General features: G+C 60.8%; 21 protein-coding genes, 1 tRNA gene and 1 pseudogene. 13 read left to right on the forward strand and 10 right to left on the reverse strand.

Annotated features, from left to right (window positions below; translation table 11 throughout):
• Positions 1-464 precede the first annotated feature (464 nt).
• Together L6D80_RS00070 and nadA are read left to right on the forward strand one after the other, a co-directional pair.
• On the forward strand, positions 465-1,973 hold the full coding sequence (locus L6D80_RS00070) for a YdgA family protein (protein ID WP_176513262.1): 1,509 nt from the start codon (positions 465-467) through the stop codon (positions 1,971-1,973).
• A 258-nt stretch (positions 1,974-2,231) separates the two neighbouring features.
• Positions 2,232-3,290: a quinolinate synthase NadA gene (gene nadA / locus L6D80_RS00075; RefSeq protein ID WP_054902615.1), complete on the forward strand. Its 1,059-nt coding sequence runs from the start codon at positions 2,232-2,234 to the stop codon at positions 3,288-3,290.
• Between the two features lie 109 nt (positions 3,291-3,399).
• Here the strand turns inward: nadA and L6D80_RS00080 are convergent, their stop codons facing one another.
• On the reverse strand, positions 3,400-4,836 hold the full coding sequence (locus L6D80_RS00080; protein ID WP_176513264.1) for a M48 family metalloprotease: 1,437 nt from the start codon (positions 4,834-4,836) through the stop codon (positions 3,400-3,402).
• A gap of 109 nt (positions 4,837-4,945) precedes the next feature.
• Between L6D80_RS00080 and L6D80_RS00085 the strand changes: the two genes are divergently transcribed.
• Both L6D80_RS00085 and L6D80_RS00090 read left to right on the forward strand, forming a co-directional pair.
• Positions 4,946-5,185: a sulfurtransferase TusA family protein gene (locus L6D80_RS00085; protein ID WP_054902613.1), complete on the forward strand. Its 240-nt coding sequence runs from the start codon at positions 4,946-4,948 to the stop codon at positions 5,183-5,185.
• 20 nt (positions 5,186-5,205) lie between these two features.
• Complete coding sequence (locus L6D80_RS00090) at positions 5,206-6,276, forward strand: AI-2E family transporter (protein WP_054902612.1); 1,071 nt, start codon at positions 5,206-5,208, stop codon at positions 6,274-6,276.
• Positions 6,277-6,379: 103 nt separating this feature from the next.
• On the opposite strand, the gene L6D80_RS00095 is transcribed toward L6D80_RS00090, so the two are convergent.
• A complete protein-coding gene (locus L6D80_RS00095) occupies positions 6,380-6,853 on the reverse strand; it encodes a peroxiredoxin (protein WP_054902611.1) in 474 nt (157 codons plus the stop codon).
• 11 nt (positions 6,854-6,864) lie between these two features.
• Complete coding sequence (locus tag L6D80_RS00100; RefSeq protein ID WP_003254741.1) at positions 6,865-7,425, reverse strand: glycine cleavage system transcriptional repressor; 561 nt, start codon at positions 7,423-7,425, stop codon at positions 6,865-6,867.
• 260 nt (positions 7,426-7,685) lie between these two features.
• On the opposite strand from L6D80_RS00100, the gene dapA reads away from it, so the two are divergent.
• The 5 genes from dapA to L6D80_RS00125 all read left to right on the forward strand — a co-directional run bounded on the left by dapA (position 7,686) and on the right by L6D80_RS00125 (position 11,391).
• A complete protein-coding gene (gene dapA / locus L6D80_RS00105) occupies positions 7,686-8,573 on the forward strand; it encodes a 4-hydroxy-tetrahydrodipicolinate synthase (protein ID WP_054902610.1) in 888 nt (295 codons plus the stop codon).
• A 17-nt stretch (positions 8,574-8,590) separates the two neighbouring features.
• On the forward strand, positions 8,591-9,709 hold the full coding sequence (gene bamC, locus L6D80_RS00110; RefSeq protein WP_176513266.1) for an outer membrane protein assembly factor BamC: 1,119 nt from the start codon (positions 8,591-8,593) through the stop codon (positions 9,707-9,709).
• Positions 9,710-10,468 (forward strand): MBL fold metallo-hydrolase, encoded by a 759-nt coding sequence (locus tag L6D80_RS00115; RefSeq protein ID WP_054902608.1) that lies wholly within the window; start codon positions 9,710-9,712, stop codon positions 10,466-10,468.
• Between the two features lie 30 nt (positions 10,469-10,498).
• Entirely contained in the window at positions 10,499-11,209 is a 711-nt protein-coding gene (gene purC, locus L6D80_RS00120) for a phosphoribosylaminoimidazolesuccinocarboxamide synthase (RefSeq protein ID WP_003254733.1), read from the forward strand.
• Positions 11,210-11,301: 92 nt separating this feature from the next.
• Positions 11,302-11,391: transfer RNA gene (locus L6D80_RS00125), tRNA-Ser, on the forward strand.
• 127 nt (positions 11,392-11,518) lie between these two features.
• On the opposite strand, the pseudogene L6D80_RS00130 reads toward L6D80_RS00125, so the two are convergent.
• Positions 11,519-12,367 (reverse strand): annotated as a pseudogene (locus tag L6D80_RS00130) (IS3 family transposase); the annotation flags it as partial.
• A 223-nt stretch (positions 12,368-12,590) separates the two neighbouring features.
• On the opposite strand from L6D80_RS00130, the gene L6D80_RS00135 reads away from it, so the two are divergent.
• Positions 12,591-12,980, forward strand: a complete 390-nt coding sequence (locus tag L6D80_RS00135) for a hypothetical protein (RefSeq protein ID WP_176513268.1) — start codon at positions 12,591-12,593, stop codon at positions 12,978-12,980.
• A gap of 299 nt (positions 12,981-13,279) precedes the next feature.
• Here L6D80_RS00135 and guaD read toward each other — a convergent pair whose 3' ends face one another.
• Positions 13,280-14,620, reverse strand: a complete 1,341-nt coding sequence (gene guaD, locus L6D80_RS00140; RefSeq protein ID WP_176513270.1) for a guanine deaminase — start codon at positions 14,618-14,620, stop codon at positions 13,280-13,282.
• Positions 14,592-15,896, reverse strand: coding sequence for an MFS transporter (locus tag L6D80_RS00145; RefSeq protein ID WP_176513271.1), 1,305 nt, complete (start codon positions 15,894-15,896; stop codon positions 14,592-14,594). Before L6D80_RS00145 ends, guaD begins: the two co-directional genes overlap by 29 nt.
• A 284-nt stretch (positions 15,897-16,180) precedes the next feature.
• On the opposite strand from L6D80_RS00145, the gene L6D80_RS00150 reads away from it, so the two are divergent.
• The gene (locus L6D80_RS00150; protein ID WP_176513273.1) at positions 16,181-17,017 is read left to right on the forward strand and encodes an outer membrane protein OmpK; all 837 of its coding nucleotides are present in this window, start codon (positions 16,181-16,183) and stop codon (positions 17,015-17,017) included.
• Between the two features lie 156 nt (positions 17,018-17,173).
• Here the strand turns inward: L6D80_RS00150 and L6D80_RS00155 are convergent, their stop codons facing one another.
• Together L6D80_RS00155 and L6D80_RS00160 are read right to left on the reverse strand one after the other, a co-directional pair.
• Positions 17,174-18,496 carry an APC family permease gene (locus L6D80_RS00155; protein WP_054902040.1) on the reverse strand — a complete coding sequence of 441 codons (1,323 nt, stop codon included), beginning with the start codon at positions 18,494-18,496 and terminating at the stop codon, positions 17,174-17,176.
• Between the two features lie 97 nt (positions 18,497-18,593).
• Complete coding sequence (locus tag L6D80_RS00160; protein WP_176513275.1) at positions 18,594-19,418, reverse strand: carbon-nitrogen hydrolase family protein; 825 nt, start codon at positions 19,416-19,418, stop codon at positions 18,594-18,596.
• 186 nt (positions 19,419-19,604) lie between these two features.
• On the opposite strand from L6D80_RS00160, the gene L6D80_RS00165 reads away from it, so the two are divergent.
• On the forward strand, positions 19,605-20,390 hold the full coding sequence (locus L6D80_RS00165; protein ID WP_054902038.1) for a helix-turn-helix transcriptional regulator: 786 nt from the start codon (positions 19,605-19,607) through the stop codon (positions 20,388-20,390).
• Between the two features lie 25 nt (positions 20,391-20,415).
• Here L6D80_RS00165 and L6D80_RS00170 read toward each other — a convergent pair whose 3' ends face one another.
• Positions 20,416-21,033: a LysE family transporter gene (locus L6D80_RS00170; RefSeq protein ID WP_054902037.1), complete on the reverse strand. Its 618-nt coding sequence runs from the start codon at positions 21,031-21,033 to the stop codon at positions 20,416-20,418.
• 175 nt (positions 21,034-21,208) lie between these two features.
• Here L6D80_RS00170 and L6D80_RS00175 point away from each other — a divergent pair, with 175 nt between their 5' ends.
• Complete coding sequence (locus L6D80_RS00175) at positions 21,209-21,400, forward strand: DUF4223 family protein (protein WP_008097338.1); 192 nt, start codon at positions 21,209-21,211, stop codon at positions 21,398-21,400.
• A gap of 86 nt (positions 21,401-21,486) precedes the next feature.
• Here the strand turns inward: L6D80_RS00175 and L6D80_RS00180 are convergent, their stop codons facing one another.
• The gene (locus L6D80_RS00180) at positions 21,487-23,928 is read right to left on the reverse strand and encodes a TonB-dependent siderophore receptor (protein WP_176513277.1); all 2,442 of its coding nucleotides are present in this window, start codon (positions 23,926-23,928) and stop codon (positions 21,487-21,489) included.
• Positions 23,929-23,978 lie beyond the last annotated feature (50 nt).

A 23,978-nucleotide genomic window follows, 5' to 3' on the forward strand; every position in this document is an offset into this window, starting at 1 on the left:
TGTTCACCTTTATTGTTGGAGCAGAGGTAGGCGCGGGCGATGCGCCGGTGTCGAGCTGGCAGTGCCGGTGCTAGGAAGGTGGAGCGTGCGGGCAGGGGCGGTGAGGCATCATGACGGCGCGGCTATTCTTCTTCGTGGAGGGGCGCTGGGCAAGGTGGTGAAAATAAAAAACGATGGGTCAAGAGGTGTCAAGTTAAACATGACAAGATGTTGCCGAATAGAAATATTTATCGCCTAATAAGCGGCAATGTTCGGTTTTTGCGCGGTTTTTTGCGGTTTTGATCGATATAACTGTTCGTAAAATTTAACGAATAAGGTGTTTCCCAAGGCGGTGTCAGGCGCTTCTCAAATTCGCGATTTTGTCCAGGTGGCGGTCACCTGCTCGAGGTTCGGGTGATATCCTTTGCCACCCTCGCGGCCGCTTGGCCGAAAACACGCCATATGGACATCAATCGGTTTTATTCATGAAGAAATCAGTAGGCATCCTTTCCGGCCTGGCCATTGCCATCGCCGTCGTAACCACTGCTGGCGCCTGGTACACGGGCCAGCAATTGCCTGGGGTACTGGAGCAGTCCGTCGCCCGTGGCAACGCCCAGCTGGAGAAGGCTCTGACAGGGATTGGCGGCAGCATGACCCTCGAGGTGGCGTCGGTGGAGCGGCACTTCTTCAGCAGCACCGCGCACTATCGCCTCAAGGCCAGCGACATCCACTTGTCTGACGGCCAGACTGCCAGCTTCGAAGTGGGCGTCACCGATCAGATCGAGCATGGTCCGTTCCCCTGGTCGCGGGTCAAGGCATTCAAGCTGATGCCGGTGATGGCGGCCAGCAACAGCGCACTGGACAAGGACGCGTTCACCGCGCCCTGGTTCGCCGCTGCGGGCGACAAGGCGCCCATTACCTCGCAGACCAGCCTGGGCTATGGCGGCAGCATCGATGGCACCATCGACATCGCACCGGTCAAGCTGACCGAAGACAACGGCAGCACGCTCGACTTCTCGGGCATGCAGCTGGCGATCCGTGGCGACAACGAAGGCAAGGCATCGACCTTCCATGGCGCTGCGGACCGCTTTGAAATGAAGCTGGTAGCCGATGATCATCCGCCGGCCACGTTCGAGCTCAAGGGCCTGAAAATCGGCGGCAATTTGGCGGCCACCCAGCACGAGGCAATCTATGTCGGCAACGTCGATCTGTTGTTGGCCGAGGCCAAGGCAACCGTAGGGCCCAAGCAGCAGGTACTGCTGCTCAAAGGGCTGGAGCAGAACGTGTTGCAAACGCTTGACGGCCCCGACACCGTGGGTGGGCGCGTGGATTACAAGGTGGCGGACATCACCTGGGACGGCCGTGCGGTCGGCAGCGGTCAGATGGCGGTGAGCATCAAGGCGATCAACGCACCGGCCTTGCAGTCGCTGTCCCAGTGGTACCAGGCGCACCTGCCAGAGTTTCAGGAGGCTGCCGCTGCCGGCCAGCCGTTGCCGCAAATCCAGATGGGCGAGGCAGAAAAGGCCAAGTTTCAGGGTGACCTGAAACAGCTTCTAGCGTCCAAGCCGCAGGTGGCCGTGGAAAACCTGTCGTTCAAGACGGCCAACGGCGAAAGCCGCTTCAACCTGACGATGGACTTTGCCAGCCCGACTTCCTTCGACCTGCCACCTGACCAGCTGAGCAAGCAGTTGATTACCCAGGTCAATAGCAAGCTCTCGCTGTCCAAGCCGATGATCGGTGACCTGGCGACCTTGCAGGCACTGCTGGAAGGCCAGACCGATGCTCAGGCGATTGCCATGCAGTCCAGCCAGGCCGGTGAAATGGTCGGTTTGATGGCGCTGCAGAGTGGCATGGCCACGGTGCAGGGTAATGATGTGGTATCGAGCCTGCACTACGCCGACGGCATGGTTGACTTCAACGGCAAGAAGATGACTGTCGACGCGTTCGCGATGATGTTGGCAGCACACTTCGCGGCGTTGCAGCCTCAGGATTGACAGCAGCCCCATCGCCGGCAAGCCTCATGGCCCGTGCGATACCCGTGGCAGCCGGCTTGCCGGCGATGGGGCCCGTGCAGCCACACAAAAACCGCTTTAGAAATCCCTTGATTGTCTGTAGCCTTCGGCGTCCGATAATAATCCGCGCCCGCAGAGGGCCGTGGCGGCTCGCCTGCCGTCCGGCGCCGTTAGCCGATCTGCCAGGGCCGGGTGATACACTCGATTTGACGCGCACACGCGCCTGCAGGTCCAGCGATCATGACCCAGATTTCCGAACGCCTGTTGGTTCAGGCCCACCTCGACGCCAAGCAGCCCAACCCGCTGACAGCCGAGCAGGAGGCCGAATACCGTGCGGCCATCGCTGCCGAGCTCAAGGCGCAGAACGCCGTGCTGGTCGCCCACTATTACTGCGACCCGGTCATCCAGGCGCTCGCCGAAGAGACCGGCGGCTGCGTGTCCGACTCGCTGGAAATGGCCCGCTTTGGCAAGAACCACCCCGCCGAGACCGTGATTGTCGCCGGTGTGCGCTTCATGGGCGAAACGGCCAAGATTCTCACGCCGGAAAAGCGCGTGCTCATGCCAACCCTGGAGGCCACCTGCTCACTCGACCTGGGGTGCCCGGTCGAAGCGTTCTCGGCCTTCTGCGATCAGCATCCCGAGCGTACCGTGGTGGTCTATGCCAACACGTCTGCGGCCGTAAAGGCACGGGCCGATTGGGTGGTGACGTCGAGCTGCGCGCTGGAGATCGTCGAAAGCCTGATGGACAACGGCGAAACCATCATCTGGGGGCCGGACCAGCACCTGGGCCGTTATATTCAGAAGCAGACCGGTGCAGACATGTTGCTGTGGGACGGTGCCTGCATCGTTCACGAAGAATTCAAGTCGCGCCAGTTGGCAGACATGAAAGCGCTGTACCCAGATGCCGCGATTCTGGTCCACCCCGAGTCGCCCGAGTCGGTGATCGATCTGGCCGATGCAGTGGGCTCGACCAGCCAGTTGATCAAGGCTGCGCAAACGCTGCCGAACAAGACCTTCATCGTCGCCACTGACCGCGGCATCTTCTACAAGATGCAGCAGCTGTGCCCGGACAAGGAATTCGTCGAAGCGCCTACAGCCGGCAACGGCGCGGCATGCCGCAGCTGTGCCCATTGTCCGTGGATGGCGATGAATACCCTGGAGCGGGTGCTGGATTGCTTGCGTAAAGGCACCAACGAAATTTTCGTTGATCCGGCCCTGGTGCCCAAGGCGATCAAGCCCTTGAACCGTATGCTGGACTTTACCCAGGCTGCTCGGCTGAAGCTGTCGGGTAACGCCTGATCTGAAACCGCAGCGACGTGTTCGCGGGCGCGGGCTTGCCCCGCGAACACCGGTGAAGCCGGTGCCACAGCGCATTGGCTGACCCACGCTTGTACGCAAGGCCGCCTTTCTAGCGCCCCATCATTTCCCTGACCATCCGCCGCTGCTCCATGATCTCGCGCTGGCGCTGGTCGATCTGCGACGCCAGCGGGAAGTTGCCGCCTGCGCGGCGCTTGGCGTAATCCAGCTGCTGGATCGCCTGGTCGAAATCCCCCACCAGGGTGAAATACTCGGCACGTGCCCGGTGCAGCCCAATGGTGTTGCCCGACAAGCCCCGCACTTCGGCCATGTCGTACCAGACATCGGGATCATCCGGGCGGCTCTTGAGCAGGTCGTTCAACACCTTCTCGGCCTCGGCCGGCTTGTTCTGCTTGACCAGCAGGTCGGCACGCACCTGTTTCAGCGGATAGTTGCCCGGATACAAGCCTTGCATGCGCTCGGCACGCTGCTGGGCATCGGCCAGGCGGTTGTTGGTGATGTCCAGGTCGATCTGCGCCAGGTTGTAGGTGATGTCATTGGGTGCCTTGGCCAGCAACGGCTTGAGATTTTCACGCGCTTCGTTGAGCTGCCCGCCTTTGATCTGCGCCAGGGCCAGGCCATAGCGGGCGGCATCCAATGTGGGGTCTTCGTCGAGCTGGGCACGGAAGCGTTTGGCTGCAAGGCCCGGTGTGCCTTCGTAAGTCAGGGCAACGCGTGCGCGGATCAGCTGGTAACGCTGGCTGTCCTCGACGCCGCCCTTGGGGGCCTGCTCGGCGCGGTTGCGGGTATCGGCGATACGCGATTCGGTCACCGGGTGAGTCAAGAGAAATTCGGGTGGTTTGGCGTCGTAGCGGTACTGGCGCGCCAGGCGTTCGAACATGGTCGGCATGTTGCGCGGGTCATAACCGGCCTTTTCCAGGTTCTGAATGCCGATCCGGTCGGCTTCCTGTTCGTTCTGCCGCGAGAAGCGCCGTTGTTCCTGCAGGGCGGCGGCCTGGGTGCCGGCAATCACGCCGATACCGGCATCACCACCGCCACCTGCGGCCAGCACGATACCGGCCAGCAGCGCCGCCATCATCGGCAACTGCATGCGCTGCTGGGCCTCGACCCCACGAGCGAAGTGGCGTTGCGACAAGTGCGCCAGTTCGTGAGCCAGTACCGAGGCATACTCGCCTTCGGTCTGGGCATTGAGGAACAGGCCGCCGTTGACCCCGACGATGCCGCCCGGGGCGGCGAAGGCGTTGAGCTCACGGCTGTCGATGAGGATGAATTCCAGGCGCCGGTCCTGCAACTGGCTGGTTTCGGCCAGGCGGTACACCGTGGTTTCGACGTAATCCTTGAGCTGCGGGTCGTTGAGCTGGTTGACCTGGCCGCGCAACAGGCTGAGCCAGGCGCGGCCGAGCTGGTGTTCCTGCTGTGGCGAAACGATCGCAGAACTGGCGTCGCCCAGTGATGGCAGGTCGTCAGCATGGCCGGGAAGGGCCATCAGGCAGGCCAGCGACAACAGGGTAGGGCGCAGTAGGTTCATGCACGAAGCTCGCGTCGGATCAAAGCACCTACTGTAGCCCGCTCGCACGTTGGCGACCAGTGGCGGTATTCTAGCCAGCCTGTCTGCCCCGCCTGTGGAGAAACTGCTGATGAGTGACACCCCGACCTGCGACGCCGAGCTCGACGCCAGCGGGCTGAACTGCCCCCTGCCGTTGCTCAAGGCGAAGATGGCGCTCAATGGCCTGGCCAGTGGCGCAGTGCTCAAGGTGATCGCCACCGACGCCGGCTCCCAGCGCGACTTCCGCACTTTTGCCCAGCTGGCCGGTCATACGCTGCTGCGTGAAACGGCCGAAGCCGGCGTTTATACCTACTGGCTGCGCAAGGCCTGAGTCTCAATCAAGGAACGTCAATGTTCAAAGTGCTTCGCGACTGGATGCATCGCTACTTCTCCGACGAGGAGGCAGTGGTGCTGGCGGTCCTGCTGTTCCTGGCATTTACTGCAGTACTTACCCTCGGCGGCATGCTCGCGCCGGTGCTGGCGGGGATGGTGCTGGCATTTCTGATGCAAGGGCTGGTCAATGCCCTGGAGCGTATCCGGGTGCCGACGCGGGTGGCGGTCATGCTGGTGTTCGCCTTGTTCATGAGTGCACTGGCGGTGGTGCTGCTGGTGCTGGTGCCGTTGCTCTGGCATCAGTTGATCACCTTGTTCAACGAGCTGCCGGGCATGCTGGGCAAGTGGCAGTCGTTGTTGCTGCTGTTGCCTGAGCGCTACCCGCACCTGGTATCAGATGAGCAGGTATTGCATGCCATCGAATCGGTGCGTGGCGAGATCGGCAAGTTCGGCCAGTGGGCACTGACCTTCTCGTTGTCGAGCCTGCCCCTGCTGGTCAACGCCATGATCTACCTGGTGCTGGTGCCAATCCTGGTGTTTTTCTTCCTCAAGGACCGTGAACTGATCGGTCGCTGGGTCAGCGGTTACCTGCCACGCCAACGCAGTCTGCTCAACCGTGTGGGTAGCGAGATGAACCGGCAGATCGCCAACTACATCCGCGGCAAGGGCATCGAAATCCTGATCTGCGGGATTGCCACCTACATTGCCTTCATCAGCCTGGGGCTCAACTACGCCGCGCTGCTGGCACTGCTGGTAGGGTTGTCGGTGGTGGTGCCCTACGTGGGGGCGGTGGTGGTGACTGTGCCGGTCACGCTGATTGCGCTGTTCCAATGGGGCTGGGGTGACCAGTTCATCTACCTGATGACGGTGTACGCGATCATTCAGGCGCTCGATGGCAACGTGCTGGTGCCGCTGCTGTTCTCCGAGGCGGTGAGCTTGCACCCGGTGGCGATCATCTGCGCGGTGCTGTTGTTTGGCGGACTGTGGGGCTTCTGGGGGATCTTCTTCGCGATCCCGCTGGCGACACTGATCAAGGCGGTGCTCGATGCCTGGCCGCGGCAGGAGCCAGCGGTGGCGCCGATACTCTAGCGCTCTGCTGTCTTCTTCGCGGGTAAGCCCGCCTCCCCAGGTACTGCACCACGTGCAGGTCGTGTGGGAGCGGGTCTACCGGCAAAGAAGCGTCAAGCCGATCTCAAGCCTTGTTCAGCGCCTGGGCTGCGGCAAGCACGGCATCCACATGGCCTGGCACCTTCACCCCGCGCCATTCCTGACGCAGCACACCCTCCTTGTCGATCAGGAAGGTGCTGCGGTCCACGCCCATGTATTCCTTGCCGTAGAGCTTCTTCAGCTTGATCACGTCGAACTGCTGGCACAGCGCTTCGTCCTTGTCGCTGATCAGCTCGAACGGAAAGCCCTGCTTGGCCTTGAAGTTCTCGTGCGACTTGATGCCGTCGCGCGACACGCCGAACACCACGGTGTTGGCCGCTTCGAAGGCTGCATGCTGGTCACGGAAACCCTGGCCTTGGGTCGTGCAGCCGGGGGTGCTGTCCTTGGGGTAGAAGTACACCACCACCTGGCGGCCCTTGAGCTCGGCCAGGCTGACAGTCTGGCCGCTGGTGGCCTGGGCCTGGAAGTCGGCGACGGGTTGGTCGAGTGCTACTGCCATGGGTGCTTTCCTTACATGGGGTTCTGTGGGCGCCAGGGTTCGATCAGCGCGTCCAGGTTCAAGGCGTCGGCAAAGTCCAGGAACTGGTCGCGCAACCAGCTGATCTGGGTGCCGGCCGGCAGGATCACGGTGAACTGGGCGTTGAGCATGCTGCTACCGGTCTGCGGCGCCAGGTAGGTGTCGCAGGTCATGGCTTCGAGCTCGACGCGGTGGTCGAGGAAGAACTGGCACAGCTCGTTGATGATGTCCGGGCGGTAGGCGGCGCTGACATAGGCGACATACGGCAAGGCCTGCGGGCGTACCTCCTGGTCGGCACTGCGCACCACATCGAGGGTCAGGCCGTGCTTCTTGCCCAGGCCCGGCAGGGTGGACTCCAGGCGCGCCAGGGCGTCCCAGCTACCGCCTACCTGCAATACCAGGGCGCTGGTCTCGCCATGGCGGCTCAGGCGCGAGGTGACGACCGCGCAGCGGTTTTCGAAGGCAGCGCGGCTGAGGACGTTGGCCAGCTCCATGGGGTTGGGGCCCAGGGCACTGATGACAAGGAATTGTTCGCGGACGGTGGGGGTGGACATGCAGCATTCCTAAAGCGATGAGCGGTCGGCACAGGACGGGCGAAAGCCTCCTGTCGGCAGGGCCCGGGGCTCGCATGCGAGGACGTGGACGCTGGCCGGGGAGCAAGGTCGACGGCCCGGCGGGCCGCGCTGCACCGATCAAAGGATCAAGGGTAGCGAAATAAGGCGCCGAGGGGAATGCTCCGCCCGCCTGCTTCGCTTGTGCAAGGCCGATGCCCCCAGTACCATTACCGCTCTCTTTTTCCGGCAGGAGCAGTTACATGATTGCGGGCAGTATGGTGGCATTGGTCACACCCATGGATGCACAAGGGCGTCTTGATTGGGACAGCCTCGACAAACTTGTAGACTTCCACCTGGAAAATGGCACCCACGCGATCGTCGCTGTCGGCACCACCGGTGAGTCCGCCACGCTGGATGTCGAAGAACACATCCTGGTCATCAAGCACGTGGTCGAGCGCGTCAAGCGCAGCAACCACCGCGTGCCGGTGATCGCCGGTACCGGTGCAAACTCCACTGCCGAAGCCGTGCACCTGACCCAGAACGCCAAGAACGCTGGCGCCGATGCCTGCCTGCTGGTAGTGCCGTACTACAACAAGCCGACCCAGGAAGGCCTGTACCAGCACTTCAAGCACATTGCCGAAGCCGTCGATATCCCGCAGATCCTCTACAACGTACCCGGCCGCACCTCCTGCGACATGCAGGCCGAGACCGTCATCCGCCTGTCGAGCGTGCCTAACATCATCGGCATCAAGGAAGCCACCGGCGACCTGGCCCGTGCCAAGGCCATCCTCGACGGCGTGAGCAAGGACTTCATCGTCCTCTCCGGCGACGATCCGACGGCGGTCGAGCTGATCCTGTTGGGCGGCAAGGGCAACATCTCCGTCACCGCCAACGTCGCCCCGCGCGAAATGGCCGATCTGTGCGAGGCCGCCCTTGAGGGCAATGCCGAGAAGGCCCGCGCGATCAACGAAAAACTCATGCCCCTGCACAAAGACCTGTTCTGCGAAGCCAACCCGATCCCGGTGAAGTGGGCTCTGGTGGAAATGGGCCTGATGCATAAGGGTATTCGCCTGCCGCTGACCTGGCTGAGCGAAGGCTGTCACGAAAAAGTCCGTACTGCCCTGCGCACGTCCGGCGTACTGGTTTAATCGAGGAAGTACACCGCATGAAGCGACTGGCTGGTCTTTCCGCGCTCGCCCTGATCATCTCCAGCACCAGTGGGTGTGGCTGGCTGTGGGGCGAGGATGGCTATTTCCGCGACCGCGGCAGCGATTACCTGCAGGCGCATCCCACCGCGCCGATGCAGCTGCCGCCGGACGCCAGCAACGTCAAGCGCCTTGACCCGCTGCTGCCAATCCCCCGTAACGTCGCCGACGACCACGCCACCGGCGAATTCGAAGTGCCGCGCCCACAACCGCTGGCTTCTGGTGCGCAAGTCAGCGACTTCAGCCTGCAACGCAGCGGCAACAGCCGTTGGGTGCTGGCCCAGCGTTCGCCGGCCGAAGTCTGGCCGGTGGCCCGTCAGTTCTTCGAGGACAACGGCTTCCGCATCGCTGAAGAACGCCCGCAGACCGGCGAATTCAATACCTCCTGGCAGCGTTTCGATGAGCTGTCGGCATCGCTCGGCCAGCGCCTGGCCAGCACCTCCAGCAGCGGCGAGAGCGAAGTGCGTGTACGTGTGCGCATGGAGCCTGGCGTGCAGCGCAACACCTCCGAGGTGTACATCGTCAGCGTCGAACGCCCGGCTGGCAGCACAGCCGACCCGGCATTCCCGTCCACCTCCAGCAATACCGGGGCCGACGCGTTGCTGGTTGACGAGCTGCTCGCCAGCATGAACCGCAGCGCCGAGAAGGGCGGTTCGGTATCGTTGCTGGCCGCGCGTGACTTCGATGCTCCAAGCCGTGTCAGCCTGAGCGAGGACGGCAGCGGCAACCCGGTGCTGTTCCTCGGCGCCGACCTGGACCGTGCCTGGTCCAGCGTGGGCCGCGCCCTCGAGCAGGGCGGCGAATGGCGCGTCGAGGACATCAACCGCAGCCTGGGCCTGTACTACATCAACCTGTCGGAAAAGCCTGAAGACAAGCAGAACGAGCCTGGCTTCTTCAGCCGCCTGTTCGGCAGCGCACCGACCAAGGAAGAGCGTGAAGCCCGCGCCGAGCGTTATCAGGTGCGCCTGAGCAAGGTCGGCGAAAGCGTGCAGGTCACCGTCGAGAAGAACATCAACACCGTGGCCCCGGCCGATGTCGCTCGCCGCGTGCTGAGCGCCATTCAGGACCACCTGGGCTAAGTGCGCTTCGCGGTACTCGGAAGCGGCAGCCAGGGAAATGGCACGCTGATCGCCAGTGATGACACCTTCATCCTGGTCGACTGCGGTTTTTCCCTGCGTGAAACCGAGCGGCGCCTGGCGCTGCTCGGTGTGTCGGCGGCTCAACTGAGCGCGGTGCTGGTCACCCATGAACATGCCGACCATGTGCATGGGGTGGGCCTGTTGTCGCGGCGCTACAATGTACCGGTCTACCTCAGCCAAGGCACGTTGCGCGGTATGCGCAAGCCGGTGGAAGCGGCCGGTTTTCTCGCTTGTGGCGACAGCCTGCACATTGGCAGCCTGCAAGTGCATGCAGCACGGGTCGAGCACGATGCCTACGAGCCGCTGCAGTATGTGATCAGCGATGGTCGCCGACGGTTTGGCATGCTCACCGACCTGGGCTCTTACGACACCTTGTTGCTGGAGCGCTACCAGGGCCTGGACGCCCTGCTGATCGAGGCCAACCATTGCCGCGACCTGCTGGCGCGTGGGCACTACCCGTATTTCCTCAAGCAGCGGGTCGGCGGCATGCAGGGGCATTTGAACAATCATCAGGCCGCACGCCTGGTGCAAGAGTTGGGCTGGAGCAACCTGCAACACCTGGTGCTGGCCCACCTCAGCAGCAAGAACAACCTGCCACATCTGGCCCGCCAGTGCTTCGTCGACACCCTAGGGTGCGACCCTGACTGGCTCCAGGTGGCGAATCAGGAACACGGGCTCGACTGGCGCGAAATCGCCTAGCCCAACACCTCAAGCAAGCGGAGCCCAATCATGGAAAAACGCGAAGAACTCTACCGCGGCAAGGCCAAATCGGTTTACAAGACCGACGACGCCGACCGCTTGATCCTGCTGTTCCGTAACGACACCTCGGCGTTCGACGGTAAGCGCATCGAACAACTGGACCGTAAAGGCATGGTGAACAACAAGTTCAACGCCTTCATCATGCAGAAGCTCGAAGAAGCCGGCGTGCCGACCCAGTTCGACAAGCTGCTGGGCGACAACGAGTGCCTGGTCAAGAAGCTGGACATGATCCCGGTCGAGTGCGTGGTGCGTAACTATGCCGCCGGTAGCCTGGTCAAGCGCCTGGGTGTGGAAGAGGGCATCAAGCTCGAGCCTTCCACCTTCGAGCTGTTCCTGAAGAACGACGAGAAGGGCGACCCCTTCATCAACGAATCCCACGTTGTCGCCTTCGGCTGGGGCACTGCCGAGCAGCTGGTCGAGATGAAGAAGCTGTCGCTGAAGGTCAATGAAGTGCTGAGCAAGCTGTTCGACGACGCAGGCCTGCTGCTGGTCGACTTCAAGCTGGAGTTTGGCGTGTTCCACGGCCAGATCGTCCTGGGTGACGAGTTCAGCCCTGACGGCTGCCGCCTGTGGGACAAGGAAACCCGTAAGAAGATGGACAAGGACCGTTTCCGCCAAGGTCTGGGCGACGTGATCGAAGCCTACGAAGAAGTTGCCAAGCGCCTGGGCGTGCCGCTGTAAGGCGCACGTTCACGCAAGCGCCTGATACCACGCGATTTTTTTGAAAATAAAGGTTTGCGTTTTCAGAATTCGCTGGTATGATGCGCGGCATTGGAGAGATGCCGGAGTGGTCGAACGGGACGGATTCGAAATCCGTTGTACTGGCAACAGTACCTAGGGTTCAAATCCCTATCTCTCCGCCATACGCGAAGTGCACAAAGCCCCTGAAAACGTTAATGTTTTCAGGGGCTTTGTTGTTTCTGCTGGATGGCTTAACGCAGAACTAGGGCATTTTTTGCTCTGAGGAGGCCGTCTTAGTCCTCGTGAGTCCAACCCCTGAGGCTTTCCACGCTGTTCGTAAGCTACGTCCAGCGCTTTGACGACTAAGTCTGCATCCGGCTTCTCTGATAAGGCCCAGCCCACCACTCTGCGTGCGTAGAGATCCAGTACAACTCCAGATAGTGCCATTTGCCCTGTGCCCAGACGTAAGTGATGTCTCCACACCAGACCTGATTTGGCGCTTCGACATCAAACGCTCGGTTCAAGGTATTAGGAATATCTGGCCGCTCCACTGTGGCCTTTTTGTACGTATGTGATCCTGGCTGCTTGCTGATCAACGCCAGCTCACGCATTAGGCTGCGTACCTTGAACCGCCCGATTTGCTCACCTTCTTCTTGCATCATTGCCATGATGGTACGGCTGCCGGGCGCACTTCGACCTCGCGTGAACAACTCATTTACTCGACTGCGCAACCGCAGTCGTTCAACGTCCGGAGTTCGCCTTCTGTGACGATGTGCGTAGTAACTCGAGCAAGTGACTTCAAACACTTCGCACAAACAATCAACGGGCTCATGGTCGCTGAGCTGGCGGATCAGCGCGTACGCTCGAGATCTTCCGACATCAAGAGCGCGATAGCCTTTTTTAGTAGATTTCTCGCGTTCAAGGGCGCGTGATCCGGGCTTCCAACTCTTGGATTTTTTGCTGCTCTGGCGTCAACGCTTTGCTGGCCGGCGTAACGCTGCCGCGCTCCTGCTGAAGCTGATTAACCTACCGACGCAGGGCCGATTCCGCCAAGCCGAGCGAACGGGCCGCTTCGGCATGGCTGTAGCCTTGATCGAGCACCAGGCAGGCGGCTTCGCGCTTGAACTCAGGGGTAAAGGTACGGCGTTGCTTGGTCATCGGACACCTCTCTGTGGCGAGCATTCTCGCCTAAATGGGTGTCCGGAATCATTAGACCACTACACACGTAAGCGGGAGCGTTGTTCATATGATTTTAATAGGCCTTCTGACACCCACCTAGCAAAAATGCCAGTTGCTGGTTCAAGAGACTTCGCCTCTACTAAATATGAGCCCCTAGCTGGGGATGGAATAAAAAACAGAGTGATTGACAGGAACCAATCCAATGACAGATAAGCTGCGTTTTACCGATAAATCGTCCGAACCGTACAAGATCCAGCAGGTGACGTCGTCAGGCCCCTTAACGGTCACGCGTGGCGGGGAACCGCAGGCGATCACAGTGACTGTGCTCCCTGCGCTGCCTTGCAAGCCCGTGCTGCTTGAGGCTGCTTGCGTCTACGGCGGGGTGAGTATCCCTGCCGGCCGCCGCGTTCACGATACTGAACTAGTTAACTATGTTTCAGTTCGGGTAGAGAGCATCAATCCTTTGGTTATTCAATTGTTTGCAACGAGTGTGGTTCCTTCCTTCACAAGAATGCCGGTGGAAATTAAAATCTTTGAACGAGACGATGAGTCGAGGTTCGTTCTTTTTTCCATTGACGTAAAAGTTGTCTGATGGTCAGCGCGGCCGTAGTTCTTGTGCCCTTGTCGTCGGCCTGGCGGCCGTCGTTCGATGCGTTGAAAACGAGCTCAGTGTGCTCATTTGTTCCAATGAGAAGGCTGGACGTGTTCAAATCCCCATCTCTCCGCCATACATGTGAAGCGAAAAGCCCCTGATTTCGAAGAAGAAATCAGGGGCTTTTTGTTTTTCCGCCTATCATTGGCAACGATAGTGCGGCGTCTTACCAGTGATGGGATCATCGACGGCGAACACAGCAGGGTGCCTGCCCTCGATCTGTATGTCCGTGAGCCTCCCTAGGCTGGATAGGTGAACGTTCCGGATACCCCTTCGCGGCTGTAGACTTTCTCGCCAGCAACATACGTGGCTTTGATTGCCCGGTCATCGCCAAGAATCATGAGCACGAACAGCTGCTCAATGATGTCTTTGCAAAACTCGCTTCTGAAGGCGAGCAGCGGCGTGGCCTTCTTGTCGAGAATGACCAGATCAGCCTCATAACCCTTTGCAACCGTACCGATACGGTCTTCGAGGCAGAGCGCCTCGGCGCTACCGCGTGTCGCAAGGTAAAAAGCCTGAACGGCATTGAGCTTGGTCTGGTTCATCTGGGCAACTTTGTACGCCTCATTGAGGCTTTGAAGTTGGCTGAAGCTGGTTCCAGCACCCAGGTCAGTTCCCAATCCAACGCGCACGGGGCGCTTGGGATCCTTCGCATCAAACAGGCGGAAAAGCCCACTGCCGAGGAACAGGTTAGAGGTAGGGCAGTGAGCAAGCGCTGCCCCGGTCTGATGACAGGTGCAGAAGTCCGCTTCGGTGAGGTGGATGCCATGCCCGAACACTGACCGATCCCGGACCAGCCCTGCATGGGCATACACATCCAGGTAGCTCTTGCGCGCAGGGAACAGTTCCAGCACCCACTTGATCTCGTCCCTGTTCTCGCAAAGATGGGTCTGGATGAAGGCATCCGGGTGCTCTCGGGCCAGGGTTCCACACACCTCCAGCTGGGCCTCGGTGCTGGTAGGCGCGAAACGTGGGGTAATGCAGTAGTGTTGCCGCCCCTGGTTGTGCCAGCGGTTGATCAGCGCCTTGCTTTCGTCGTACCCACGCTGGGCTGTGTCCAGAAGTGCTTCGGGGGCATTGCGGTCCATCAGGACTTTGCCAGCGACCATTCGCGTGTTGAAGCGACTCGACTCTGTGAAGAACGCATCCACCGATTGCGGATGAACGGTGCAATAGACCACAGCGGTGGTAGTCCCGGCCCTGAGCAGCTCGCGCAGGAACACCTTTGCAATCCGCTCTGCATGCTCGGGGCTGGCGAAACGCTGCTCTGCCACGAAGGTGTAGGTGTTCAGCCACTCCAGCAACTGTTCACCATAGGCACCGATCATTTCTGTCTGCGGGTAGTGGACGTGGGTGTCGATGAAGCCGGCCGAGATGATCGCGTCCGGGTAATGTTCGGGCACCACGCCATCAGGTAGCCGCCCTAGCACCTCCGCCGCGGGGCCAAGGTCGGTGATCAGGCCATCGGTGATGACCACCACGGCGTCCTGAATGAACTGCAGGCATTCATCCGTCGCCTTCAGGAACGGGTCACCTGTGAAGGTTACAAGGTCAGCTCGCAGCGCTTTGATTGTCGACATGATCACCCTCCTTGCTCGATGTGGTATCGCGGGGGTAGCTCTCGCGCATGATGATTGCCAGAACCGATGCCACGGCCAGCGCGATCAACAGCGGCTCAACGGCGTACTCGGCCAGGGCAAGGGTGTGCTCCGTCAGGCCTGCGGCCTCACCCGACACAACCCGCGCGCCCGGTGCGGCAATCATGAAGCCGCCCGCAATGAATGCCAGGCCATTGACGAAGGCGGCGGACGTCCCGATTAACTGAGGGGGGACCACGTCGGCTGCCGAGCTGAAGGTCAACATGTGCGCTGAGTTGGCAAAACCGAACACGAAGTTGATGGCCATGGCTACTGGCACAGGGATACCGGGTACGTAGAGCAGTACCGCGGCACAGACCAACTGCACCAGGCAGCCTACGATGATCAGCGGCTTGCGCCGACGCGTACGATCAGACAGCGCCGGCAACACCAGGCAACCGGCCGCCAGGCCCAGCCACAAGAGCGAAGCGCTGAAGGCTGCTGTTTCCGGGCTCGCGCCAAGGGTCAACATCAGTTTGGGCGTCCACACCACCCCAGCAGCAAGCAGGCTGCCGAACAGTGCAGAGCAAATCAGCGCACTGATCCATACGTGGGGAATCTTGGCCACTTCAAGCAATGCCCCTAGTACCGACGAGACGAAGCGCCCAACCCCGCCAGCTTCGTGGGTTTCGACGGGTGTCGGGTTACGCAGGTAAATGAACCCCAGCACGGTCAGCCCGATGCCGAAAATGCCGACGTAGTTGAACAGTTCACGCCACGGCCATTCATTGAGTGCGAACTGCAACGCATTGACGGAAAAGGCCGATGACAACGATGCGCAGAATTGCACCAAGCCGAACATGAGGCTGAATTTAGCCATGCCGAACCACTGCCCACCGATATATCCGGCACCGACGAACCCGGTACAGGCGCCCAGCGCCATGACGAACTGCGACACGATCAGCATGGTGTAAGAGGATGCGTTGGCGAAGATGAATACACCGATGGTCACCAGCGCTATGGACACCGGAAGCACCTTGTGCGCCCCCAACCTGTCGAGCAGCGCGCCACCGAAAAACTGGCTGATCGCAAAGACCCACGTGTAAGTTGCGGCGATGGCCGCTACTTGAGTGACTGACAGCGATATGCTCTTTTGAATGTCTGCGTTAACGATCGAGTAGCCAGTCTGAACGCTGAACAGGTAAATCACGAAAGCGACAGCGAGCGCCCACACCCACCACGCCTTCGGCCCTCCTAACTGGAGTCCTGGGTTGGCCATTGCTCTCTCCTTTTTGCAGTCATAAGCCAGGTCGGCAGTGCATAAGGTAAGGAACGGACTGCTGTTATCGCGTAAATCTCCCTACGCTCACACAGGAACGAATGTTCTGTCCGCAATGAGGGTAGCAGACATGTACGCGATGCCAACTTAGGCCAATAGGCTGCTTTTCTGCGTTCTGTGGTGGTGTCGGCAGTTTTATTAAACGCGGGCACAGCGGAATTTGACATAGCGCGCCAGGCAAACTACTGAATATGTTCCGAACTCCGAATGTCAGGCGCCTGAACATGGAACGTCCCCTTGCTTCCCTACTGATCGCGGGTGGGTTATTGACAGCCGGTCATGCCCTGGCTGGAGGAAAGGACCTGGCACCAGGGCCGGTAGTGAACGAAGGGCCGTTGATCTGGCATAACGAGAGCCTGACGTACCTGTGGGGGAAAAACTTCAAGGTCGATCCACCCATCCAGCAGACCTTCACATTCGAAAGTGCAAGCACCTGGACGTGGGGCGACCTATGGTTCTTTGTCGACCAGATCAACTACAACGGCAAAGGCAGCGACAGCAATGGCAAGCGCAGCGTTTACGGCGAATTCAGCCCGCGTTTGTCATTGGGCAAGATCACGGGTACCGATCTGTCATGGGGCCCGCTCAAGGATGTGCTGCTGGCCAGTACCTACGAATTTGGGGAGGGGGATGTCGAGACTTACCTGCTCGGCCCTGGCTTTGACCTGGCCATCCCCGGCTTCGATTACTTCCAGCTGAATGTCTATTACCGCAAGCCCGACGGTAATCGCGCGCCATCCGGCGCGTGGCAAGTGACGCCGTCCTGGGCCATTACCATTCCCGTGGGTAACTCGGACATTCTGTTCGATGGGTTCATGGACTGGGTTGTGAACAACAAGGCGGCCAACTCGGGCCGTCGTAACCAGTCGGACTATCACGCGAATCTGCACTTCAACCCGCAGCTCAAGTACGACCTTGGCAAGGCAATGGGTTACGAGGCCAGGCATTTATATGTGGGTTTGGAATATGACTACTGGTCTGATAAATACGGCATAAAAGACTCGCAGTTCTTCACCACTGATCAGAATACGGCCAGCCTGTTGGTCAAGTATCACTTCTGAGGCCGTTGAACAACGTGGTATTTCTGCGCCATCAGTGAAGTCGTCGAAACCCGCGAACACATTCAAATGCCGGGTGCACACCCGTTGGACGCCCAAGCCCCAGGCAAACATCGCTCGCCTGGGGCTTGGGGGAAAACCGTGAGCAGCCGCCTATGTTCAAGCTTCTTCGAAATGCATCTCAGGCGGTTGCCGGCGCAGACCACCGGTCAGCACCACCAGATAGACCACGCCGATGGCCAACCACGCCAGGCCGAGGTAAATCGCCATGTGGTCGAGACTCGCCATGAGCCACAGGTCTGAGGTCAGGCCGATCAGCGGGAAGAGCAGGTACCCGATAACAGCTTTTACCCCTCGCGCTTTCTGCCCAATCCAGTAATGGAAAATCACGGACAGATTCACCAGGCTGAATGCCAGGAAGGCGCCGAAGTTGATGAAGGACGTCGAGGTTGTCACGTCCATGCGCAACGCCAGCAGGGCTACCGCACCGCACAGCACGACGCTGCCGACCGGTGTGCCAAAACGCTCGCTGAGCCGGCCGAAGAAGGACTTGGGCAAGACACCGTCGCGTCCCATGGCGAACAGCAGGCGGGAGGCGCTGGCCTGGGCCGAGAGGCCAGAGGTGAACTGGCCGACGATCAAGCCAATGAGGAAGAAGCTGACGAAGATGTCACCGCCAATGTTGCGGGCGATTTCATAAGCGGCAGAGTCGGCATTGGCAAAGTTTGTGGACGGGTGGGCCAACTGCACGAAGTAGCTGGCAGCGATAAAGATGAAACCGCCAATCAGGGTGATCAGCAGAATGGCCCGCGGGATGGTTTTACGCGGCTCGTGGGTCTCTTCGGTCAGCGTGCTGACGGCGTCGAACCCGAGGAAGGAGTAGCAGGCGATGGCGGCGCCGCTCATCACCAGCGGCAGTTGCAGGCCTTCCTGGTAGAACGGTGCGAGTGACCAGAAGGGCTGGCTGAGGTCGCCGGTTGCGTAATGGATGGCCAGGCCCACGAATGCTGCCAGTACCAGGAACTGCAGCAGCATGAGCACGCTGTTCACCGTTTTCGCCAGTTGCAGGCCGATAACGTTGATGACCGTCGTGACGGCAATGAAGCTCAGCACCCACACTGAATTCGGCACGCTGGGGAATGCCGAGTGCAGGTAGGCTGCGCCAATAAGCCAGATGGCCATGGGCAGGAACAGGTAGTCGAGCAACACCGCCCAGCCCGCCAGAAACCCTAGCTTCGGGCTGATGGATTTTCTCACGTAGGTGTAAGCCGAGCCGGCCACGGGGAAGGCTGCGGCCATTTTCCCATAGCTCAGTGCGGTGAAGAGCATTGCAACGGAGGCGGCAAGGTACGCGGAAGGTACCGAGCCGCCGGTCGTATCGGCAAGAATGCCGAAAGTGCCCAGGACGATGATTGGGGTCATGTAGGCGATGCCGAACAGTGTCACCGCACCCAGCGAAAGGGTTCGCTTCAGTTGGGCCATGTTGATCTCCGGTTTGTGTTTTTTATGGAGTCGATAGTCGCCAAGGCTCGTCCGTTGCCTTGGCGCGCTTAGAAGAACAGTGGGGAAGGGGCCGCGGTCAGCGGCCTTCGATCAGCAACTCGCGCAAGCCGCCAGGATGCTCGACCAACTTGCCGGGCAGTTCGAAGCGACGTTCTGCCAGGTAGCTGTAGTCCTCGCGCGAGGCCTGTACACGTGCCAGGTCGATTTCAAATTCGATCCGGCAGGGCTCGCGCCCGGCCTCGCAGAGCAATTGGCCATAAGGGTCGACCACCGCACTGCCGCCTGCGAACACCAGGCCGCCATCTCCCGGGCCCACGCGGTTGACCATCACGGCGTACGCCTGGTTTTCCATCGCACGCCCGCAAATGGCGGTGCGGTGGGTCGGGCCGTACGGGTCCATGTTGCCGTTGGTGACGAGGATCAGCTCGACGCCAAGTTGGCCAAGGGCCCGGGCGCTTTCGGGGAATTCGATATCGAAGCAGATCAGCATGCCCACGCGCACACCTTTGAACAGTGCCGTGGCATAGCGATCGCCTGGGGTGAAGATGCCGCGGTCGGACGCCCAGAGGTGGGTCTTGCGGTACTTGAGCAGCACGCCGTCTGGCCCGATGAGTACGGTGGTGTTGTAGTACAGGCCGTCCTCGCCCGCTTCGGCAAGCCCAACGACAACGCCGACATCCTTCGCTTTCGCCGCTTGGGCGACCGCGCTGAGGGTAGGGCCGTCCAGGGGTTCTGCGATTGCTGCGATGTTTTGCTCAGAGGGAAAACCCATCAGCTGAGTTTCTGGAAACACCAGCAGGTCGGTGCCTGGCGAGCAGGCATTGATCGCGGCGAGGGTGCGCTCCAGGTTATAGGCAGTGTCGCCGTCGCGACCTGCCAATTGGATGAGTTCTACCTTCATTTGTACTCCTGATTGCGGGCCAACGCTGTCGCAATATTATTGTTGAAGCCACGGCCCTGCTCACATGACCGTTCGACGAAAACAGGTCAGAATGCGCGACGGACTGACACGGGGTGTCGAGCGAGTATGCCGCCGTCGCGCGGGTCTGGGTAATTACGCCCACGTGGTAACCCAACGGGGGTAGATATGGACCTTACAATGCAGGACATCGCGTGGCATCGCTCGGTTGGCCAACTGATCGAAACGCTCGATCAGCCTGGCTTCTGGTTGCGGCTGGTACGCTTGTTGGGCCAGTACGTCGAATTCGACAGCTGGGTGGTGCTGCTCTTCAGTGATGGGCGACCACAGGTCTTCGCAGAATGCCCCGGCGAGGCGGGCGGGCCGGATCCGCTGTTCCAGGACTACCTGAAGGGGTTGTACATTCTCGACCCGTTCTACATCGCCACCCGCGATGCACCGGGCAGCGGCCTGGTTCACCTGGCCCAGGTGGCCCCGGAATGCTTCGAGCAGACCGACTACTATCAGCGCTACTTCCGCCTGAATGTGGTCGCCGACGAGGTGCAGTACAACGTCCAGCTCGATGCCGAGCGCACCCTGTGTCTCTCGCTCGGGAGCCGATTACCGTTCAGCCCGACGCAGATTGCGCTGCTGGAGCTGCTCAGGCCCTGGGTAGCGGCCACGATGCGCCAGCGCATGAGTTTCGAGGCTGACGCGTTGGCAGAAACGCCACCACCGGCACCCCGTTGGCAGAGCCGCCTGGAGGACACGGTCGAGCAGTTGGAGACGCCCCTCACGGCACGGGAGCTTGAGGTTGGGCGGATGATGCTCAGTGGCTGTTCGAGCAAGGAGATTGCTCGCAAACTGGCAATCTCCTCGGAAACGGTCAAGGTGCATCGCAAGCACATGTACAGCAAGCTGGGGATCAAATCCCAATCCGAGCTGTTTGCATTGTTTCTTCGGGCGCAGGGCTGATCCACGCATCCGGCGTTCACGGCCCTCAGCGCATCGCCGCCAGCTTTATGCCAAACCCCACCAGGCACGCCCCCGCCAACCGCTCGAACAGGTTGGCGATGCGCGGGTTGGCCCGCATGCGTTCAGCCAGTTGGTGCGTCAGCACCACTGCGATCAAGCCATACAGGAAGGTCACCACTGCCACGGTCACTGCGAGAAAGCCGAAGGTCACCAACCCCTGGTGTTTGACCGGGTCGACGAACAGTGGAAAGAACGCCATGTAGAACATGATCGCCTTGGGGTTGAGCAAGGTGATCATCATCGTCTGGCGCAGGTAGTGCCCGTTGTCCATGCGGCTTGCACGCGGCGCGCCACCGGGTTTGCTCAGCAGCATGCGCAGCCCCAGGTAGGCCAGGTACGCCGCACCGACCCACTGCACCACATGGAAGGCGGCAGGGTAGGCCGCCAACAGGGTTGCCACCCCGGCCACTGCCAGCCACAGCAACACCTGATCGCCGAGGATCACCCCGAAGGTTGCGGCCAGGCCTGCCTTGATGCCGCCCTTGCCGGTGGCCGTGATCAGGGCAAAGTTGCCCGGGCCGGGGATGGCCAGCACGATGATGAAGGCGATGACAAATGCGCTGTAGTCGGTGACGCCGAGCATGGGGAACTCCTGTAGGGGCAGGGCAGAGGCACAGAGGTTGACTATCGTGCGCGCCGGCCGGCTTTTCAACTGCACAGTCATCTGTTGCGCTTAAAGCTTGGATCCAAAGTAACGGTTCTGTATCATCCGGCCGCCATCAGAAGGATGGTTTCACGTTGTATTTAAAGGACTTAGTATGAAAAAGCTGTTCAAAGCCACTGTCGCCGTTGCTGTCGTTTCGGGCGTAGCCCTGCTGTCCGGTTGCACTGGCCAAGTCTACAACCAGCAGAAAAACTGCTCGTACGACTACCTGTTCCACCCGTCGGTTTCCATCTCCAAGGTCATCGGTGGCTGCGGCCCGATCGATAAACTGCCTCAGCCGCAGTAATCTTGGCGATACCCTGATCAGGTCGCTTGCGACCTGATCCAAGGCCCCCGGTCATGCAAATGCCCGGGGGTTTTTGTTTTAGGGCGTTACCAACGCAGCGAAACCGTGCCCAGCAAGCTGCGTTCCTCGCCCCAGTAGCAGCGCCCGGCATTGTTGCAGCCAGCTACATAGGTTTTGTCGAACAGGTTGCGGGCATTGACTTCGACAGACCAGTGCTCGTCGAGGGTGTAGCCTACCTTGGCATCGACCAAGGTCACGTCACCGGTGTCGAGCTTGCCGTAGAGGCTGGTCGGGGTGTAGGCGAAGGTACTGTCGAAGTGTCGCACGCCCGCGCCGAGCTGCAGGCCTTTGAGCAAGCCGTCGTGAAAGCGATAGGTGCTCCACACCGAGGCCTGGTTGCGCGGAACGCCGGTCATCTGGTGGCCCTCGTACAGCGAGCCTGCCACGTCCTTGGTGATACGTGAGTCGGTGTAGGTGTAGGCCGCAGTGAGGTTGAGGTTTTCGCTCAGGTCGCTGTTGAGCTCCAGCTCCACGCCCTTGGCCCGGCTGGCACCGATCTGGCGGTAGTCGCCCACCGTGGCGTCGAACAGCACATCATCTTGCTTGCGCAGGTCGTACACCGAGGCGGTGAAGGCGGTGTTCCAGCCTTTGGGCTCGTACTTGATGCCCAGCTCGTACTGCTCGCTGGTGGTCGGGTCCAGGGCGCCGCTTTTGCTTTCGGTCTGCTGGGTCGGGGCGAAGGCGGTGGAATAGCTGAAGTACGGCGACAGGCCATTGTCGAACTGGTACATCACGCCGGTCTGCCAGGTGAAATCGCTGTCCCAGCTGTCCATGTCAGCCTGGGCATTGAGGGTCCCGGCCTTGTTGCGGAACTGGCTGTTGACCCGGTCCAGGCGCCCGCCGAGCAGCAGCACCCAATGGTCCACCTTGGTCTGCAGTTGGCTGTACAGGCCGTACATGGTCTGTTCGAGCAAGGCGTTCTGCACAGGGAACGGCGTGGTCGGTTTGCCGTTCCATACCGGGTTGAACACGTTGATGGTGCCGCCGTTGCCAGCATCCCAGTTCTGGTTGAACGAGGTGCGGTCAAGGCTCGCGCCGAGCAGCACGGTGTGCTCGAGCGCGCCGCTGTTGAAGTGGCCTTCGAACTGGTTGTCCAGCGAGTAGGCGATGGACTTGTTATAGCGGTCGTAGGCCTGGTTGCTCAGGGTGGTTCCGAAGCCGCCATTGTTCAGGTTGCCTGGCCAGGTTTCCTGGCGGTCGATGCGCGACTGCAGGTAGCGCGAGTTCTGGCGAAACTGCCAGGTGTCGTTGAAGCGGTGGCTGAACGCATAGCCCAGGCTCCAGGTTTCGCGCTCGAAGTTGTCCCAGTTCGGGTTGCCTGACAATTGGTCCTTGGCGATCTTGCCGTTGGGGTTGTGCAGCAGGGTGCCGGCGGCCGGGTAACCCAGCTCCATCAGCGTGCGGTCGCGCTGGTAGGTGGCCAGCACGGTCAGGCTGTTGAAATCGTCGACGTTCAGGGTCAGCGACGGCGCCAGGTACAGGCGGTCGTCTGGCTGATGGTCAACCTGGGTATCGGACTTGCGGCCCATCATCACCAGGCGGCCAAGAATATTGCCCTCATCGGTCAGCGGGCCAGAGACATCGACGCCCAGTTGGCGGCGGTTATACGAACCGTAGCTCAGTTGCACTTCGCCGCGGGGTTGGGCGGTGGGCCGCTTGCTCACCAGGTTGACCACGCCACCGGGTGCGTTCTCGCCGTACAGGATCGAGGTTGGGCCACGGAACACCTCCACCCGCTCCAGGCCATAAGGTTCGCTGCTGGTGTCGTAGCGGTTGCCTTGTACGCGCAGGCCATCACGCAGCAGGCCATAGCCATAGTCGGTGGCATTGAAACCACGGATGAAAAACAGGTCGCCGGCCTGCCCGTCGCCACCGGCAAAGGGCGGCGAGAAGATCCCGGGGACATAGCCAAGCACCTCGGTCAGCGTCTGTGATTGCTGGTCGTCCATGCGTTGGCGGGTCACCACCGAAACCGAGCGGGGTGTGTCGGCCAGGGCGCTGTTGGTCTTGCTGGCCGTGGCGCTGGAAACGGCGCGGTAACCCGTGTCGCCCTGGCCATTGCTGGCCAGTTCGGCGGCAGCGTTGATCGCAGTGGCGTCCAATTGCAGTGCGCCGCCATCGGCGGCAGGTTGCAGCACATAGCCGGCGTTACCTTGCGGCACGGCTTGCAGCCCGGTGCCCTGGAGCAGGCGCGCCAGGCCCTGGGCGGTGCTGTAACGGCCCTGCAGCCCTTGGCTGGTCTTGCCCGCTGCCAGTTCATTGCTACCGGCCAGGTAAATGCCGGCCTGGCTGCTGAATTGGTTGAGGGCACCCGTAAGCGAGCCGGGGGCGATGTTGAACGTCGTCTCGCTGCTGGAGACCTGCGCGGCATAGGCCGGCGTCATCGGCAATATCAATGGCGCGGTGGCGCAAACAAACAACGGCGCGGCAAGCGCCAGGCGAAACGCGGAGTGGAAAGGCGTCGGCATGCGGGTCCCTGGAATCGATACGGTGATGTTGAGCGTCTGGTAAGGGGTAA

This window comes from Pseudomonas ceruminis (assembly GCF_021602025.1).
In the GTDB taxonomy this organism is placed as follows: domain Bacteria; phylum Pseudomonadota; class Gammaproteobacteria; order Pseudomonadales; family Pseudomonadaceae; genus Aquipseudomonas; species Aquipseudomonas ceruminis.

Coding starts and splice junctions, on each gene's coding strand:
- L6D80_RS00070 (WP_176513262.1), top strand. CDS start 465: ATGAAGAAATCAGTAGGCATCCTTTCCGGCCTGGCCATTGCCATCGCC.
- nadA (WP_054902615.1), top strand. CDS start 2,232: ATGACCCAGATTTCCGAACGCCTGTTGGTTCAGGCCCACCTCGACGCC.
- L6D80_RS00080 (WP_176513264.1), bottom strand. CDS start 4,836: ATGAACCTACTGCGCCCTACCCTGTTGTCGCTGGCCTGCCTGATGGCC.
- L6D80_RS00085 (WP_054902613.1), top strand. CDS start 4,946: ATGAGTGACACCCCGACCTGCGACGCCGAGCTCGACGCCAGCGGGCTG.
- L6D80_RS00090 (WP_054902612.1), top strand. CDS start 5,206: ATGTTCAAAGTGCTTCGCGACTGGATGCATCGCTACTTCTCCGACGAG.
- L6D80_RS00095 (WP_054902611.1), bottom strand. CDS start 6,853: ATGGCAGTAGCACTCGACCAACCCGTCGCCGACTTCCAGGCCCAGGCC.
- L6D80_RS00100 (WP_003254741.1), bottom strand. CDS start 7,425: ATGTCCACCCCCACCGTCCGCGAACAATTCCTTGTCATCAGTGCCCTG.
- dapA (WP_054902610.1), top strand. CDS start 7,686: ATGATTGCGGGCAGTATGGTGGCATTGGTCACACCCATGGATGCACAA.
- bamC (WP_176513266.1), top strand. CDS start 8,591: ATGAAGCGACTGGCTGGTCTTTCCGCGCTCGCCCTGATCATCTCCAGC.
- purC (WP_003254733.1), top strand. CDS start 10,499: ATGGAAAAACGCGAAGAACTCTACCGCGGCAAGGCCAAATCGGTTTAC.
- L6D80_RS00135 (WP_176513268.1), top strand. CDS start 12,591: ATGACAGATAAGCTGCGTTTTACCGATAAATCGTCCGAACCGTACAAG.
- guaD (WP_176513270.1), bottom strand. CDS start 14,620: ATGTCGACAATCAAAGCGCTGCGAGCTGACCTTGTAACCTTCACAGGT.
- L6D80_RS00145 (WP_176513271.1), bottom strand. CDS start 15,896: ATGGCCAACCCAGGACTCCAGTTAGGAGGGCCGAAGGCGTGGTGGGTG.
- L6D80_RS00150 (WP_176513273.1), top strand. CDS start 16,181: ATGGAACGTCCCCTTGCTTCCCTACTGATCGCGGGTGGGTTATTGACA.
- L6D80_RS00155 (WP_054902040.1), bottom strand. CDS start 18,496: ATGGCCCAACTGAAGCGAACCCTTTCGCTGGGTGCGGTGACACTGTTC.
- L6D80_RS00160 (WP_176513275.1), bottom strand. CDS start 19,418: ATGAAGGTAGAACTCATCCAATTGGCAGGTCGCGACGGCGACACTGCC.
- L6D80_RS00165 (WP_054902038.1), top strand. CDS start 19,605: ATGGACCTTACAATGCAGGACATCGCGTGGCATCGCTCGGTTGGCCAA.
- L6D80_RS00170 (WP_054902037.1), bottom strand. CDS start 21,033: ATGCTCGGCGTCACCGACTACAGCGCATTTGTCATCGCCTTCATCATC.
- L6D80_RS00175 (WP_008097338.1), top strand. CDS start 21,209: ATGAAAAAGCTGTTCAAAGCCACTGTCGCCGTTGCTGTCGTTTCGGGC.
- L6D80_RS00180 (WP_176513277.1), bottom strand. CDS start 23,928: ATGCCGACGCCTTTCCACTCCGCGTTTCGCCTGGCGCTTGCCGCGCCG.